This window comes from Streptomyces hazeniae, assembly GCF_031845485.1.
GTDB lineage: Bacteria > Actinomycetota > Actinomycetes > Streptomycetales > Streptomycetaceae > Streptomyces > Streptomyces hazeniae.
In genome coordinates this window covers 26,210-41,408 of record NZ_JAVREQ010000028.1, presented here as the reverse complement: position 1 = coordinate 41,408, position 15,199 = coordinate 26,210, and the positions used below count along the sequence as shown (strand labels likewise).

Genomic DNA, 15,199 nt, shown 5'->3' with positions numbered 1-15,199 from the left:
TTTGCCCAGGCATTACTCTGGAGGCAAGGCCGCGCCGTGCGGTCATGGAGGAGTGAGATGAGGAGCAGCAACCCGGTCTTCTCGCGACGGGGACTCAGCCGAGACGGCGGTGCCGCCACCGGTTTCGCCGGCCAGCAGCAGGCCGGGAACCCGTACGCGGCCGGTCCGGCGGCGAACAACCCGTACGCGACCAACCCCTACGCGCAGCAGACCGCTGCGCCGGGACAGCCCCACCCGCAGGGCGCCCCGCCGGCCGCGCCGGCGCAGACCGGCCGGATGACGATCGACGACGTCGTCGCCCGTACCGGCATCACCCTGGGCACGGTCATCGTCACGGCCGCCGCCGCGTGGATCCTGAACGTCAGCCTCGGTGTCGCCATCGCCGCGGCGCTGATCGCGATGGTCCTGGCGTTCGTGCAGATCTTCAAGCGCAAGGCCTCGCCCGCGCTGATCCTGGGCTACGCGGCCTTCGAGGGCGTGTTCCTGGGCGCGATCAGCAACTACCTCAACAGTTATGTCGGCAACGGCGTGGCGATGCAGGCGGTGCTGGGCACCATGGCGGTCTTCGCCGCGGTGCTGTTCATGTACAAGCAGCGGATCATCCGCGTGACCCGGCGCTTCTACAAGTTCGTGATGGCGGCCGCGATCGGCTTCATCCTGCTGATGGGCGTCAACCTGCTGTTCGCCGTCTTCGCGGGCGGCGACGGCCTCGGGTTCCGCTCCGGTGGTCTCGGCATCCTGTTCGGCGTGCTCGGCGTCGTGCTCGGCGCCTGCTTCCTCGCCCTGGACTTCAAGCAGGTCGAGGACGGCATCGCCTACGGCGCGCCGCGCGAGGAGTCGTGGCTGGCCGCGTTCGGTCTGACCCTGACCCTGGTCTGGATCTACCTGGAGTTCCTGCGGCTCCTGTCCATCCTCAACAGCGACTGACCCGGCGGCCCACGGCGGCCGGACCAGACGTGGGAAGGGCCCGCGAGGCGAACGCCTCGCGGGCCCTTCCGTCTGTCCGTTCCGGGATTCGGTGCCCTTCCGGAGGGCGTGGTCACAGGTGGCGCGCGGCGCGCCTCAGGTCGTACTCGTGGACGATCGCCTTGGCGTAGCCGTAGGTGAGGTTGTGCTCCCCGCGGAGCCAGCTCACCTTTTCCTCGAAGCGGAAGAGGGACGGCCCTTCGTCGACGGTGCGGATCCACTCGGAGATCTCGCGACCGGTGCACTGCGGAATGCGGGAGAGCAGGTTCTGATGGGTCTCGGCGGAGAAGGTCTGGGACATCGGCGCCTCCGGATGCTGCCGCTTGGAGTCCTTCCCGCCACGGTGCCTGAGTGCGGGGGTATTGGCAACCGTCCGGCTCCGTGGATCGGGGGCGCACGGTTGCTCGTCCGGTGACGCGTAGGGTGGCGGCGTGCTGGATGTGACGCCCTTGACCGACGAGGTGGACCTTCTCGCGGACCGGCTGCGGGCGATGCCGCAGAGTGCGCTGCTGCGCGGCGCGGCGGCCGAGGCGCACGGCCTGGCCGCGGAGTTGGCGCGCCGCGCCCAGCTGCTGGAGTTCCCGGGCCGGGACCCGCGGCCGCTGCCGGAGGCGGGCCCGTTCGCGGCGGGCGACCAGCTGTCCGTCGCGGGCCACGACCTGGCGGTGGCGCTGGCCGACTCCGGTACGCCGGAGCAGCTCGCGGAGGTGCTGCGGCTGGTCGCCGAGGTGAGAGCGACGCTGTGACGGGAGCGGCGCGCCCCGGCTACAGCGAGGCGATGACGCGGTCGGCGAGCAGGTAGATCCGGTCGTCGCCGATCTCGAACGTCAGCGAGTACGCACCGGACACGCTGGAGCCGCCCAGCAGCAGCGGGGTGAGACCCGCGTCCAGCGCGTCGGCGAGCTGCTCGGCCGTCTCCCGGTGCCCGGGGGACATGCAGACGGTGGTGCCGTCCTCGAACGCGTAGATGTCCAGGGTGCCGAGCGGGCCGGGCCGCACGTCCAGCAGCGGCGTACGGGCGTCGGCGAGCTCGGTCAGGCGGCGCACGGTCCGCTCGTGCTCGGCGAGCGTCGGCGTGCCGGCGGCGGGGACCGGGGAGGGGCCGACGGGCTCGCCGGAGAGGGTGAAGTCCGGGTGCGAGGGGTGGCGGCGGCGGGCGGCCGCCAGTTCGGCGGCGTCGGCGCCCGCGTCGTCGGTGTCCGCGGCGAACGGGTACGGGTCGTCGTACGCGCCGTAGTCCGTGAGGCCCGGGTAGTCGTCCAGGGCACCGGTGAGAGCGGCGTCGAGGGGGCCCCCTCGGTCGTCGGTGGGGTCGTCGGTGAGGCCGTCGCCCGGTTCGGCCTGGCGGGGCACGAACAGGTCCCCGTCGCGGTCCTTGAGGCCCTCGGAGCCGTCGAGGCGTCCGTCGAGCAGGGCCTCCAGGAGGGCGCGGTCCGCCTCCGGGGAGACCTCGTACTCGGTGCCGTGCCCGGCGAGGAGCGACGCCTCGCCGTCCCGGGTCTCCTGGGCGGCCCAGAAGGCGCGCGCCTCGGCCAGCTCCCGCTCCCGCTCCTCGGCGAGTGCCTGGGCCACCGCGGTGCGGATCTCGTCGGCCGGCGCGGGGCGGGCCGCCGGCACCGTCATGGCCGTCATGGCCGCCGTGGCGGTGTCTGCGGTGGCGCGGGCCGCGACCGCCGCGTCCAGGCGGCCGCCCAGGTCGGCGAGTTCGCGGTGCAGACCACGCAGCAGGAGGAGGGCGGCGCCGCCCAGCGCGATGGCCAGGACCGCGGCCGCCAGCAGGATGAGGGATATGGCGCTCACTGAGGTACTCCCGGTTCCGTTTCGGTCTCCCGAATTCCTACCGCAGTTTCTCGGTAAGACTTGCACGACCGTAGTGCAAAGCGCCATCAATGGGACAGATGGAAATGCACGGCGGTCCGGGATCTACGTTCGTGACCAGGAAGAACGCAGCGCCCCCAGGGGATATATCACATCCTGAGGGCGCTTCGAACTCGTCCGGACGGAGAAAGTGAGACGGGCAACAATTCCGATCTGTTCGATTGCATTTCCCTGCCGAAAGTGACCGGCAGGTGACGCTCGGCTCAAATTCTCGCCCGTTCGGCCGGTGTGATCGGGAAAGCGCTCAGCTGAGCCGTTCCAGCACCATCGCCATGCCCTGACCGCCGCCGACGCACATGGTCTCCAGGCCGAACTGCTTGTCGTGCCACTGCAGGGAGTTGAGGAGCGTGCCGGTGATGCGGGCGCCCGTCATGCCGAACGGGTGGCCGACGGCGATGGCGCCGCCGTTGACGTTCAGCCGGTCCAGGTCGATGCCGAGGTCCTGGTAGGACGGGATGACCTGCGCGGCGAACGCCTCGTTGATCTCGACCAGGTCGATGTCGCCGATCGTCATCCCGGCCCGCGCGAGGGCCTGCTTCGACGCCTCCACGGGGCCGAGGCCCATGATCTCCGGCGACAGCCCGGACACGCCCGTCGACACGACGCGGGCCAGCGGCGTGACGCCCAGCTCGCGGGCCTTGGTGTCCGACATGATCACCAGGGCGGCGGCGCCGTCGTTGAGGGCGCAGCAGTTTCCGGCGGTGACCCGGCCGTCGGGGCGGAACACCGGCTTCAGCCCTTCGACGCCCTCCAGCGTCACGCCCGCGCGCGGACCGTCGTCCTTCGCCACGACGGTGCCGTCCGGCAGCGTGACGGGAGTGATCTCGCGCTCCCAGAAGCCGTCCGCGAGTGCCTTCTCCGCGAGGTTCTGCGACCGCACGCCGAACTCGTCCATCTCGCGCCGCGAGATGCCCTTGTGCCGGGCGAGGTTCTCGGCGGTCTGGCCCATCGCGACGTAGATGTCGGGGACCTTCCCGTCCTCGCGCGGGTCGGTCCACGCCTCGGCGCCGTTCTCCGCCCGGTCCGCCGTACGGGCCTCCGCGTCCGCGAACAGCGGGTTGTGGGTGCCGGGCATGCCGTCCGACGAACCGTTCGCGAACCGCGACACGGTCTCGACGCCGGCCGACACGAACACGTCGCCCTCGCCGGCCTTGATGGCGTGCATCGCCATCCGGGTCGTCTGCAGCGAGGACGAGCAGTAACGGGTGACGGTGCAGCCCGGAAGGTGGTCCATGCCGAGCTGCACGGCCACCACGCGGCCCAGGTTGTGGCCCTGCTCGCCGCCGGGAAGACCGCAGCCGAGCATCAGGTCGTCGATCTGCGTCGGGTCCAGCTGCGGAACCTTCGCCAGGGCGGCCTTGACGATGTCCGCGGTCAGGTCGTCCGGGCGCACGTCCTTCAGCGAGCCCTTGACGGCACGGCCGATCGGCGAACGGGCGGCGGAGACGATCACGGCTTCGGGCATCACGGGCTCCCTCGGGGCGGCGTGGACGGGCGGGTCTGTCACGTGAAGCTACCCGCACGTAGGGGGCGGGTCACGGCTCCCACGGTGTGACGCGGACCTCTTTCCTAAGCGTACGCTTTCCCGTCCGGGTGCCTGCCGACGTCTCCCGTCCGCGTGCTCCTGCCCGCCGCAGGGTGCGCGATCCGGGCGGGGGCGTCCCGCGGCGCCGGACGAGGGCGCGGGGCCGGTGGAGGCCGCCGTGCGCGGGCGGGTGCCGTCCGCGGGTGTGGTGGGAGCCGCCCCCGCCGGACCTGTCCGCACCCGGAGCCGGCCCCCGCCTCGCGGTCGCGGAGGCGTGCTCTTCGGGTTCCGCCGCTGCCCGGGTTTCCGCGCCGAGTGCCGAGTGAGGCGGGTGCGCGCGGGGCAGGGGATGCGCCGCGCGTGCGGGCCGTCCGGCCAGGCGGTCCGCCGGTTCGAGCCGCGCGCGGCCGTTCGCCGGCCGTGGCGGGAAGCTGCGGTCCTGCGCCGCGCTCGAAGCCGGGGCCGTGCCGCGATCCCGCCGGCCTGGCGGCGCGCGCCCGTCGAGGCGGGGTGTGGGAGGCGGGCGCGGCCCTGTCGCTGCCCGGTCCGCCACGGCCTGCCGGTGGCGGACCGGCCCCCGACGGAGGGGTGCCGGCCGGTGGCGGTCCTGCGGTGTCCACGTCCCCGAAGGGCGTGGCCCGGGTCCGGGCCGGGGCCCGGCCGGGGGCTCGGGAGGCGCCGCCGCGTGGGCCGGACGCGTGCGTCAGCGCGCGTCGGCGTCCGCGGGGCGGGCCGGTTCCCGGTCCTCCGCGGGAGGCAGGCGCCGCCGGCGGCGGTGCTTGAGCAGAGCCCACGGTCCGCGCACGGAGGCGACCTCCGTGCCGCCCTCGGCCGCGGCCTCCGCGGCCGCGCGGGCCACCGGCAGGATGCCCTCGCGGCGGCGCGCGTCGGGCCGTTCCTCCTCCGTCGGCCACAGGCCCAGCGTCGCGCACACGGTCGGCAGTATCGCCATCGCGGCGGTCGCGTACCCCTCCGCCGAGGGGTGGTAGTTGTCGGGGCTGAACAGCTCCCGGGGGTTGGCCTGGAACTCCGGCCCCAGCAGCTCGCCCAGGGAGACCGTGCGGCCGCCCTCCTCCACCACCGCGATGGTCTGCGCGGCGGCGAGCTGACGACTCAGCCGCCGTGCGATCCAGCGCAGTGGCTGAGCGACGGGCTCGATCGTGCCGAGGTCGGGGCAGGTGCCCACGACGACCTCGCAGCCCGCGGTGCGCAGCCGGGCGACCGCGTCGGAGAGCAGGCGCACGGACCGTGCGGGCGGCATCCGGTGCGTGACGTCGTTGGCGCCGATCATCACCACGCACACGTCGGGTGCGCCGTCGCGTTGGCCGAGCAGCATGGTGACCTGGCGTTCCAGGTCGTCGGACTGTGCACCGGGCAGCGCGACGTTCCGGAACTCGACCGGCCGTTCGGCGACCGCCGCCAGTGCGGAGGCCAGCAGTGCGCCGGGCGTCTGGCGGGGGCGGTGCACGCCCTGGCCGGCGGCAGTGGAGTCGCCGAGCATGGCCAGCCGGAGCGGACGGACGTGCGGGTCGTCGAGTGCCGCGAGGCCGCCGAGCCCGCGGGTCCGGTGCCGGGCGGCGTACGCTGCTCCGTAGAGGCCGTCCGCCACGGGTGGCGAGTCGTCGGAGCCGCCCACCCGGCGTTTGGCGATCTGGGCCTCGGTGAACAGCAGACCTACGGCCGCGCCCCCGATCAGTCCGAGGCCCCCGCTGCCGTACGCGGCAGCGGTTGCGATCCGGCGCGCCACTCTGGCGGTCGCCGCCTTCGACATCGGCATGGTGGTGGTCCGCCTCCCAGTGTTTCGATACGTGACGAGCGGGCGGTGCGTTCAGTTCCGCCGAGCTCCTTCCTCAACACTGTGTTGCCCCGCGTAGCCCTCCGTGATACGCGCCCCGGGCGTGCGCGTGGTGCGCAATAGGGTGTCGACACGGGTAGAGAGGTGGCGGCAACCGCTGGATTCACCTGGGGGCGAACCCCCCGAAAACCTGACAAGGGTCAACCCCCGAGAGGCGTGGAGAACAGGTGCAGTATCACGAGTCGATGATCGATCTTGTCGGCAACACCCCGCTGCTCAAGCTGAACAGCGTCACGAAGGGCCTGCGGGCGACCGTGCTGGCGAAGGTCGAGTACTTCAACCCCGGCGGCTCGGTGAAGGACCGCATCGCCGTGCGCATGATCGAGGCGGCGGAGCGCAGCGGCGCCCTGCAGCCCGGCGGGGTGATCGTCGAGCCCACCTCGGGCAACACCGGCGTCGGCCTGGCGATCGTGGCCCAGCAGAAGGGCTACCGCTGCATCTTCGTCTGCCCGGACAAGGTGTCGCTGGACAAGATCAACGTGTTGCGCGCGTACGGCGCCGAGGTGGTCGTCTGCCCGACGGCGGTGGACCCCGAGCACCCCGACTCGTACTACAACGTGTCCGACCGTCTGGTGCGCGAGACGCCCGGCGCCTGGAAGCCGGACCAGTACAGCAACACGGACAACCCGCGGTCGCACTACGAGACCACCGGCCCGGAGCTGTGGAAGCAGACCGACGGGCGGATCACGCACTTCGTGACCGGCATCGGCACGGGCGGCACGATCTCGGGCACCGGGCGCTACCTCAAGGACGCCAGCGAGGGGAAGGTCCGCGTCGTCGGTGCCGACCCGGAGGGTTCGGTCTACAGCGGCGGTTCCGGGCGCCCCTACCTGGTGGAGGGCGTCGGCGAGGACTTCTGGCCGGACGCCTACGACCGTGAGGTCGCGGACGAGATCGTCGCCGTCTCCGACAAGGACTCCTTCCAGATGACGCGCCGCCTCGCCCGCGAGGAGGGCCTGCTGGTCGGCGGCTCGTGCGGCATGGCCGTCGTGGCCGCGCTGCGGGTCGCCGAACGGCTCGGGGAGGACGACGTCGTGGTGGTGCTGCTGCCGGACGGCGGCCGCGGCTACCTCAGCAAGATCTTCAACGACGAGTGGATGAACGACTACGGCTTCCTGGAGGAGGGCGAGTCCGCCGCGGGGCGGGTCGGCGACGTGCTGCGCTTCAAGGAGGGGCCGATCCCGTCGCTCGTCCACATGCACCCGGAGGAGACCGTCGGCGAGGCGATCGAGGTGCTGCGTGAGTACGGCGTCTCGCAGATGCCGGTGGTCAAGCCGGGCGCCGGTCACCCGGACGTGATGGCCGCCGAGGTCGTCGGCTCGGTCGTCGAGCGGGAACTGCTGGACGCGCTGTTCGCGCAGCGGGCGTCGCTGGGCGAACCGCTGGAGAAGCACATGAGCCCGCCGCTGCCCCAGGTGGGCTCCGGGGAGAGCGTCGGGGACCTGATGGCGGTGCTGGAGGGCGCGGACGCGTCGCTCGTCCTGGAGGACGGGAAGCCGACGGGCGTCCTGAGCCGGCAGGACCTGCTGGCGTTCCTGGCGCGCGACAAGTAGCGCTGCGGGCCGCCCCCGCCGCCGGGGGCGGCCCTGAAGTTCCGGGGGCGGCCCTGAAGTTCCGGGGGCCGTGCACGGCCCGCGCGGGCCGGTGCGGAGCCGGCCCGTCAGCCCCAGTCGTCGGCGTCCGCGTCGCGGGAGCCGCGACGGCCGAAGACGTCACGCGCCGCCTGGACGGCGTTGACCGCGACGACGCCGGTCCAGCACACGAGGAGCCCGGCCAGGCCGGCGTTGACGACGGCGATGGCCGAGAGGGGGACCGCCAGCACCAGGGAGGTGACGGCCAGCCACAGCCGCGGACCGAGGCCGTCGGGGTATGAGGGGGACGCCGAGGACAGCGCCCCGCCGCGCACCCCCGCCCCGTGGCCGCGGGCGACCTCCATCTGCCGTTCCGCGAGCTGGCGCCGCACGCGGCGTTCCACCGCGCCGTCCAGCTTCGCCAGGAAGCTCTCCACCAGCTCGTCCTCGTACTCGGGACCCAGCTCCTTGCGTGTCTGCAAGGTCGCGTCGAGGTCCTTCCGCAGCTCACCGCCGCTGCCGGCCATGCTCTCCATGGCGTTCACGGTACGGAGCGCGCGGGCGCCGCACACTGGGGCCAGCCCCCCATTCGGGCGGGGGACACGCCCCCGCTTGCCCGGTCTGCATAGAGTCATGCAGAGTCGTCAGGTGATGAATGGTGACCAGGGGGCTGCGGGGAACGGCGTCCCGGCGAGCGGGCGGCTGCAGCAGCTCTTCGAGGGGCGGCGGCTCACTCCGACGCAGCGCCGGATCGCGCACTGCATGGTGCGGCGCGCGGCCGACGCGCCGTTCCTGTCCAGCGTGGAGCTGGCCGAGCTGGCGGGCGTCAGCCAGCCGTCGGTGACGCGGTTCGCGGTGGCCCTCGGCTTCGACGGCTACCCCGCCCTGCGCCGCCACCTGCGGGAGGTGCCCGCCACCGCGCCGGCCCCCGGGGAGGGCGAGGCCGCGCCGCCGAACGCGTACCAGCAGGCCGTGCGGGCGGAGATCGACAACCTCCGGCACCTCGCCGAACTGCTGGCCGACCCGGAGCCGGTCGAGCGGGCGGGACGGCTGCTCGCCTCCTCGCCCACGCTGCCGGTCCTCGGGCTGCGCGCCGCCTCCGCGCAGGCGCGCGGCTTCGCGTACTTCGCCGCCAAGGTCCATCCGGACGTGCGGCTGCTGGACGAGAGCGGCTCGATGCTGTCCGACCGGCTGGAGGCGGCGGCACGCGCCGGGGCGAACGTGCTGCTGTGCTTCGCCCTGCCGCGCCACCCGCGGGAACTGGCGGACGCGCTGGAGCAGGCGCGGGGCGCCGGGCTGCGCGTGATCACTGTCGCGGACAGCGCGTTCGCCCCCGTCGCCGGCCCGGACGACCTGCTGCTGCCCGCCGCCGTCGGCACCGGGCTGGCCTTCGACACCGCCTGCGCCCCGATGCTGCTGGGCCGGGTGCTGCTGGAGGCGATGTGCGACGGCCTGCCCGACGCGCAGGCCCGCCTGGAGGAGTTCGACGCCCGCGCGGCGGCGCGCGGGCTCTTCCTCGACTGAGCCCGCGCGGCCGCCCCGCGACGTCAGCGCGGATCGCGTCCCAGGAACGCCACCAGCCGGTCGCCCGGGTCCGCCCGCGCCGGAACCGCCACCGGCAGGGCGAACAGCGGGTACCGTTCGGCCGGTTCCGGGACGAGCCCGCGGGCCGCGCGCAGCAGCGCGGCCGCCAGGGCGGGCGGTATCGGGCGCGGCAGTCCGGTCGCGCGGCCGATGTCCCAGCCGTGCACGGCGACCTCCAGCGCGCCCGCCGCCGCGAGGGCGGCGCTCTCCAGCGGCCACCCGTCCACCGTGACCACCGCCCGCCCGCGCCGCCCCCGCCCCGGCGCGCGCGCCGCGCAGGCGCTCAGCAGCCGGGAGGCGTGCAGACGGAACGCCGCCACCGGGTCGCCGCACGCCTCGGCGGCCGGCAGCAGGCCCACACGTCCCGCCGCGGTGCCCTCGTGCAGCGCGGCCAGCGAGTCGTTCGCGTGGCCCAGCAGCGCCGCGAGGTCCCAGCCGCGGCAGGGCGTCGGCCGGGACAGCAGCGCCGGGGTCACCTGGCGCACGCTGCACAGCGCGTACCCGACGGCCCGTTCCAGCAGTTCCGCGCTCTCCGTCTCCTCTCCCCGCCCGACCATGACCGGCCGTCAGCGGCCTTCGCCGGGCACCTGGATGAACTGGAGGAAGTTGCCGTCCGGGTCGGTGACGGTGGAGAACCACACCCCGTCGCCGACGTCCTCCACGGGGCGGACCCACGTCACGCCGAGGGTGTTCAGGTGCGTCTCGGCGGCGCGGATGTCGGTGACGGTGAGGTTGACCATGTGCCGGCCGGGCTCGGCCGGCTTGCCCTCGATGTCGTCCCGTCCGTCGAACCCGACGTACATGCCGCCCGCCACGAGCAGCATGTGCTCCTGCCACACCGCGCCGAGCGGCTCCAGCGCCGCCCGGTACCACGCCACGAGCCGGTCCGGGTCGGTGCTGGCGATCAGCACGCCGCTGGTGCCGAGGACGTCCTTCGTCGCTGCCATGGTGGGGCTCCCTCCGGGGTCGGTACGGTCCGCGCTCGCGCACCGTGCTCATCCGTACCGACCCCCGGGGGGCCCGGAAATCATCGGCCGAGGCCGACTCCGTCGCTCTTCGCCCCGTCGCCGGTTCCGTCGTCGGACGTCCCGTCGGAGGCGGAGGCGCGCAGCACCAGCTTGTTCACGACCCACAGCGCGATGCCGAGGGCCACCAGCACGCCCGCCCGGACGTAGACACCGGTGTCGCGGTCGGCCAGCGGGCTGGCCAGCACCAGCGCGGTGACCGCGCCGACGACCGGCAGCACGGTCGGGGTGCGGAAGTGGTGGTGCGCGACGCGGTCCTTGCGCAGCACCAGCACCGCCACGTTCACCACGAAGAACACGCACAGCAGCAGGAACGAGGTGGTGTCGCCCAGGCCGCCGATCTCCCCCGTCGACACCAGGCCGACGGCGATCAGGGACACGAAGACGATGCCCACCACGGGCGTGCGGCGGGAGGGCAGCACGCGGCCCATGCCGCGCGGGATGACGCGCTCGTTGGCCATGCCGTAGACGAGGCGGGACGCCATCATGATGTTGATCAGGGCGGAGTTGGTCACCGCGAAGAGCGCGATCAGCGCGAACAGCTTGGGCGGGAAGTCCAGCCCGCCGGCCTCGACCACCTCCAGCAGCGGCCCGGACGACGACTCCAGCCTCTGCGGTGTCACCAGCAGCGAGGAGACCAGCGCGACCAGGATGTAGATCGTGCCGGTGAGGGCCACGCCGAGGAACAGCGCCTTCGGGAACGTACGGGAGGGCCTGCGGGTCTCCTCGGCCATGTTCACCGAGTCCTCGAAGCCGACGAAGGCGAAGAACGCCAGCGCCGTCGCGCCCAGCACGCCGCTCACCACGGCCTGGCCCGTGCCCGTGTCGATCTCGGTCAGCCGCGAGGGCTCGCCGTCGCCCGACAGCACCGCCCACACGCCGATCGCGAGGATGACGGCCAGGCCCGTCAGCTCGACCACGGTCAGCACCACGTTGGTCTTCACCGACTCCGACACGCCGCGCAGCGTCAGCGCCGCGAGCGCGAGCACGAACAGGATCGCGATGAGCGTCGGCGGGATGTCCACGAACGCCTGGAGGTAGTCGCCGCTGAACGCGCGCGCCGCCGCGCTCGCCGAGGACAGGCCCGACGCCATCACCATGAACGCCACGATGAACGTCAGGAACGGCACCCGGAACGCCTTCTGCGTGTACAGTGCCGCGCCCGCCGCCCGCGGGTACTTGCCGACCAGTTCCGCGTACGAGGCGGCGGTCAGCAGCGCCACCACGAAGCTGATCGCGTACGGCAGCCACAGCGCGCCGCCGACGCGTCCGGCGATCTCGCCGGTCGTCGCGTAGATGCCGGTGCCCAGGATGTCGCCGACGACGAACAGGACGAGCAGCTTCGGTCCGATCGCACGCTTCAGCGGCGTACGGCCCTCGTCCTCTGCGCCGTCGGCGGCACCCGGCCCGTCTGCATGGGGTTGATTCGCCATGGCCGGAAGGGTTCCCCGGCGCTCGCAGAGAATGCTCCCTCAGCGCCGCCCTGCGGTGGCGGGGGCCCGTCGGGCGGGACCTGCGCTCCGGACGGTGCGGAGGCCGACGTTCAGAGCAGGGCGTCGCGGTGGGGGCCGCCGGACTCGGCGACGAGGTCGTCGAGGGACTGCGGCTCGCGGACGGTGCGGAAGCGCACCGCGTCGCCCTCGGCGACGAAGCCGTGGACTCCGGGCCGGGGGAGCGAGTTGTAGCCGAACGGGTTGGAGAAGTAGTACGCCCCGGTGTCCAGCAGGGCCGCGTGGTCCCCGGCGGCCAGCAGCGGCAGGTCGCGGCCCTTGGCGACCAGGTCACCCGCGAAACAGCAGGGACCGGCGACGTCCTGGGTGACCTCCGGGCCCTCCTTGGGCAGCCCCTTGGCGTCGTAGGCCGCCACCCGGATCGGCCAGGCGTCGGGCGCGAACACCGTGCGCACGGCGACCTGCGCGCCCGCGTGCGTCACGGCGATGGGGCGCCCGCCCGCGGACTTGGCGTACTCGACCCGCGCCACGATCACGCCCGCCTTGGCGAGCAGCGACCGCCCGAATTCGGTGACCAGCCCGTAGCGGCCGTCGAAGAGACCGGGGACCTGAGCGGCCAGCAGCCGCGCGTAGTCCGCGTAGCCGGGCGTGACCTCGTCCGTGGCGAAGTTGACCGGCAGGCCGCCGCCGATGTCCAGCACGGTGATCTGCTGCCGTCCGACGGCCGCGTTGATCTCCTCCGCCAGCTCGTACGTCGCCCGGACCCCGGCCGCCATGTCGGCCAACGGCATGCCCTGCGAGCCGACGTGGCAGTGCAGCCGCGTCAGCCAGGGGCGGGCCCGGTACGCGTCGACGACCCAGGCCCGCGCCCCCTCGTCGCGCAGCGCGATGCCGAACTTCGAGGTGGCCGTCGCGGTGCTCATGGCGTCGATGGCGCCGCCGCCGATCTGCGGGTTGATGCGCACGCCGATCGCCTCCTCGCCGGCCGCGCGCGCCCCGCGCGGGCCGCCGGAGAGGAGGTCGTCGAGGCGGGCCAGTTCCTCCGGATTGTCGGCGTTCAGGGCGATGCCCAGGTCCAGGGCCTCGCGCAGTTCGGCGGTGGTCTTGGCCGGGCTGTCCAGCACCGTGCGGCAGGCCGGCACCCCGGCGGCGCGGGCGAGGGCCAGCTCGCCGGGGCTGGCCACCTCGGCGCCGATGCCGCAGTCGTCGAGCAGCCGCAGCACCGGCACCAGCGAGCCCGCCTTCACGGCGAAGGTGTGCAGCACGCGCTGGCCCTCGGCGGCCACCTCGGCGAAGGCCGCGTGCAGGGCTGCGGCGGTCTCCCGGATCGTCGTGAGGTCGAGCAGCGCGGCGACCGGCAGCCGGTCGCCGTCGATCAGGCCGTCCGCCACGGCGGCGCGTACGGCCAGGTCACGGCGGTGGGCGAGGGTCCGGGACGGAGCGGGTGCGGGAGGGCCTGCGGGTTCCATGACTCCCAGCCTGTCATTCCCGCCCGGGGAATCCGACGGTGGTTGTTGACTGAAAATATTCACTCCGTAGGGTGTATGAATAGATGGATGCTCCGCGCCGGACACTCGGGGACACCCGGGCCGGCCGGAGCGGGACGACACCGACCCACGCACACCGACGGACCACCGACCAGGGAGGCAGCGTCATGGCAGGACCCCGACCCGTACGGGCGCCGCGCGGCACCGAGCTGACCACACGGGGCTGGCAGCAGGAGGCCGCCCTGCGGATGCTCCAGAACAACCTCGACCCCGAGGTCGCCGAGCACCCCGACAAGCTGGTCGTCTACGGCGGTACGGGCAAGGCCGCCCGCGACTGGCGGTCCTTCGACGCGATGGTCCGCACGCTGCAGACCCTCAAGGCCGACGAGACGATGCTCGTCCAGTCCGGCCGCCCGGTCGGCGTCATGCAGACCCACGAGTGGGCGCCGCGCGTGCTGCTCGCCAACTCCAACCTGGTCGGCGACTGGGCGAACTGGGAGGAGTTCCGGCGCCTGGAACAGCTCGGCCTGACCATGTACGGCCAGATGACCGCCGGTTCCTGGATCTACATCGGCACCCAGGGCATCCTGCAGGGCACCTACGAGACCTTCTCCGCCGTCGCCGCCCGGAAGTTCGGCGGCACGCTCGCCGGCACCCTCACCCTCACCGCCGGCCTCGGCGGCATGGGTGGCGCCCAGCCGCTCGCCGTGACGATGAACGACGGCGTGGTCATCTGCGTCGAGTGCGACCCCTCGCGGATCGAGCGGCGCATCGAGCACGGCTACCTGGACGTGCGCGCCGACTCGCTCGAACACGCCCTCCAGCTCGCCACCGAGGCGCGGGACGCCCGCCGCCCGCTGTCCGTCGGCCTGCTCGGCAACGCCGCCGAGGTCCTGCCCCGGATGCTGGAGAGGGACGCCCCCATCGACATCGTCACCGACCAGACCTCCGCCCACGACCCGCTCGCCTACCTGCCCGTCGGCGTCGACTTCGCCGACATGGCCGACTACGCGGCGGAGAAGCCCGCCGAGTTCACGCAGCGTGCGCAGGAGTCGATGGCCCGGCACGTCGAGGCGATGGTCGGCTTCATGGACGCCGGCGCGGAGGTCTTCGACTACGGCAACTCGATCCGCGGCGAGGCCCGGACGGCGGGCTACACGCGCGCCTTCGACTTCCCCGGCTTCGTCCCCGCCTACATCCGGCCGCTGTTCTGCGAGGGCAAGGGCCCCTTCCGCTGGGCCGCGCTCTCCGGCGACCCCAAGGACATCGCGGCCACCGACAAGGCGATCCTCGACCTCTTCCCCGAGAACGAGTCGCTGGCCCGCTGGATCCGGATGGCCGGCGAACGCGTCCGCTTCCAGGGCCTGCCCGCCCGTATCTGCTGGCTCGGCTACGGCGAACGCGACCGCGCGGGCGAACGCTTCAACGACATGGTGGCCAGCGGCGAGATCTCCGCACCGCTGGCGCTCGGCCGCGACCACCTCGACTGCGGCTCGGTGGCCTCCCCGTACCGCGAGACCGAGTCGATGCTCGACGGGTCCGACGCCATCGCCGACTGGCCGCTGCTCAACGCCATGGTCAACGTGTCCTCCGGTGCGTCCTGGGTGTCGCTCCACCACGGCGGCGGCGTCGGCATGGGCCGGTCGATCCACGCCGGGCAGGTGACCGTCGCCGACGGCACCGCACTGGCCGGCGAGAAGCTGCGCCGCGTCCTGACGAACGACCCGGGGATGGGCGTCATCCGCCACGTCGACGCGGGCTACGAGCGCGCCGACGCCGTCGCGGCGGAGCGCGGCGTCCGCGTCCCCATGCGCGAGGGTGACGACGCGTGACCGTCCACGACCAGGCGGGACGGCC

Annotated in this window: 14 protein-coding genes; 5 read left to right on the top strand and 9 right to left on the bottom strand. The window is 73.4% G+C overall.

From position 1 onward, the window contains the following. Positions 1-57 precede the first annotated feature (57 nt). Positions 58-927 (top strand): Bax inhibitor-1/YccA family protein, encoded by an 870-nt coding sequence (locus tag RM572_RS24585; RefSeq protein ID WP_311675593.1) that lies wholly within the window; start codon positions 58-60, stop codon positions 925-927. Between the two features lie 112 nt (positions 928-1,039). Here the strand turns inward: RM572_RS24585 and RM572_RS24580 are convergent, their stop codons facing one another. Further along, positions 1,040-1,267 carry a DUF4287 domain-containing protein gene (locus RM572_RS24580; protein WP_027764025.1) on the bottom strand — a complete coding sequence of 76 codons (228 nt, stop codon included), beginning with the start codon at positions 1,265-1,267 and terminating at the stop codon, positions 1,040-1,042. A gap of 130 nt (positions 1,268-1,397) precedes the next feature. Here RM572_RS24580 and RM572_RS24575 point away from each other — a divergent pair, with 130 nt between their 5' ends. After that, a complete protein-coding gene (locus tag RM572_RS24575; protein ID WP_311675592.1) occupies positions 1,398-1,712 on the top strand; it encodes a hypothetical protein in 315 nt (104 codons plus the stop codon). Positions 1,713-1,731: 19 nt separating this feature from the next. Here RM572_RS24575 and RM572_RS24570 read toward each other — a convergent pair whose 3' ends face one another. From RM572_RS24570 to RM572_RS24560, 3 genes are all read right to left on the bottom strand, one after another. After that, positions 1,732-2,766, bottom strand: a complete 1,035-nt coding sequence (locus RM572_RS24570) for a hypothetical protein (protein ID WP_311675591.1) — start codon at positions 2,764-2,766, stop codon at positions 1,732-1,734. A 322-nt stretch (positions 2,767-3,088) separates the two neighbouring features. Beyond that, a complete protein-coding gene (locus RM572_RS24565; RefSeq protein ID WP_311675590.1) occupies positions 3,089-4,309 on the bottom strand; it encodes an acetyl-CoA C-acetyltransferase in 1,221 nt (406 codons plus the stop codon). Positions 4,310-5,072: 763 nt separating this feature from the next. After that, positions 5,073-6,146, bottom strand: a complete 1,074-nt coding sequence (locus RM572_RS24560; RefSeq protein ID WP_311675589.1) for an SGNH/GDSL hydrolase family protein — start codon at positions 6,144-6,146, stop codon at positions 5,073-5,075. A 245-nt stretch (positions 6,147-6,391) separates the two neighbouring features. On the opposite strand from RM572_RS24560, the gene RM572_RS24555 reads away from it, so the two are divergent. Next, the gene (locus tag RM572_RS24555) at positions 6,392-7,777 is read left to right on the top strand and encodes a cystathionine beta-synthase (RefSeq protein ID WP_311675588.1); all 1,386 of its coding nucleotides are present in this window, start codon (positions 6,392-6,394) and stop codon (positions 7,775-7,777) included. 107 nt (positions 7,778-7,884) lie between these two features. On the opposite strand, the gene RM572_RS24550 is transcribed toward RM572_RS24555, so the two are convergent. Further along, positions 7,885-8,331 (bottom strand): hypothetical protein, encoded by a 447-nt coding sequence (locus tag RM572_RS24550; RefSeq protein WP_311675587.1) that lies wholly within the window; start codon positions 8,329-8,331, stop codon positions 7,885-7,887. A gap of 115 nt (positions 8,332-8,446) precedes the next feature. Between RM572_RS24550 and RM572_RS24545 the strand changes: the two genes are divergently transcribed. Further along, on the top strand, positions 8,447-9,319 hold the full coding sequence (locus tag RM572_RS24545) for a MurR/RpiR family transcriptional regulator (protein WP_311675586.1): 873 nt from the start codon (positions 8,447-8,449) through the stop codon (positions 9,317-9,319). A gap of 23 nt (positions 9,320-9,342) precedes the next feature. On the opposite strand, the gene RM572_RS24540 is transcribed toward RM572_RS24545, so the two are convergent. The 4 genes from RM572_RS24540 to RM572_RS24525 all read right to left on the bottom strand — a co-directional run bounded on the left by RM572_RS24540 (position 9,343) and on the right by RM572_RS24525 (position 13,324). Beyond that, on the bottom strand, positions 9,343-9,936 hold the full coding sequence (locus RM572_RS24540) for a TIGR03086 family metal-binding protein (protein ID WP_311675585.1): 594 nt from the start codon (positions 9,934-9,936) through the stop codon (positions 9,343-9,345). 9 nt (positions 9,937-9,945) lie between these two features. Then, on the bottom strand, positions 9,946-10,326 hold the full coding sequence (locus RM572_RS24535) for a VOC family protein (protein ID WP_311675584.1): 381 nt from the start codon (positions 10,324-10,326) through the stop codon (positions 9,946-9,948). An 80-nt stretch (positions 10,327-10,406) separates the two neighbouring features. Continuing rightward, positions 10,407-11,837 carry an APC family permease gene (locus RM572_RS24530; RefSeq protein ID WP_311675583.1) on the bottom strand — a complete coding sequence of 477 codons (1,431 nt, stop codon included), beginning with the start codon at positions 11,835-11,837 and terminating at the stop codon, positions 10,407-10,409. A 110-nt stretch (positions 11,838-11,947) separates the two neighbouring features. Then, positions 11,948-13,324, bottom strand: a complete 1,377-nt coding sequence (locus tag RM572_RS24525; RefSeq protein WP_311675582.1) for a type III PLP-dependent enzyme domain-containing protein — start codon at positions 13,322-13,324, stop codon at positions 11,948-11,950. A gap of 185 nt (positions 13,325-13,509) precedes the next feature. On the opposite strand from RM572_RS24525, the gene hutU reads away from it, so the two are divergent. Beyond that, entirely contained in the window at positions 13,510-15,174 is a 1,665-nt protein-coding gene (gene hutU, locus RM572_RS24520; RefSeq protein WP_311675581.1) for a urocanate hydratase, read from the top strand. The last annotated feature ends 25 nt before the right edge of the window (positions 15,175-15,199 follow it).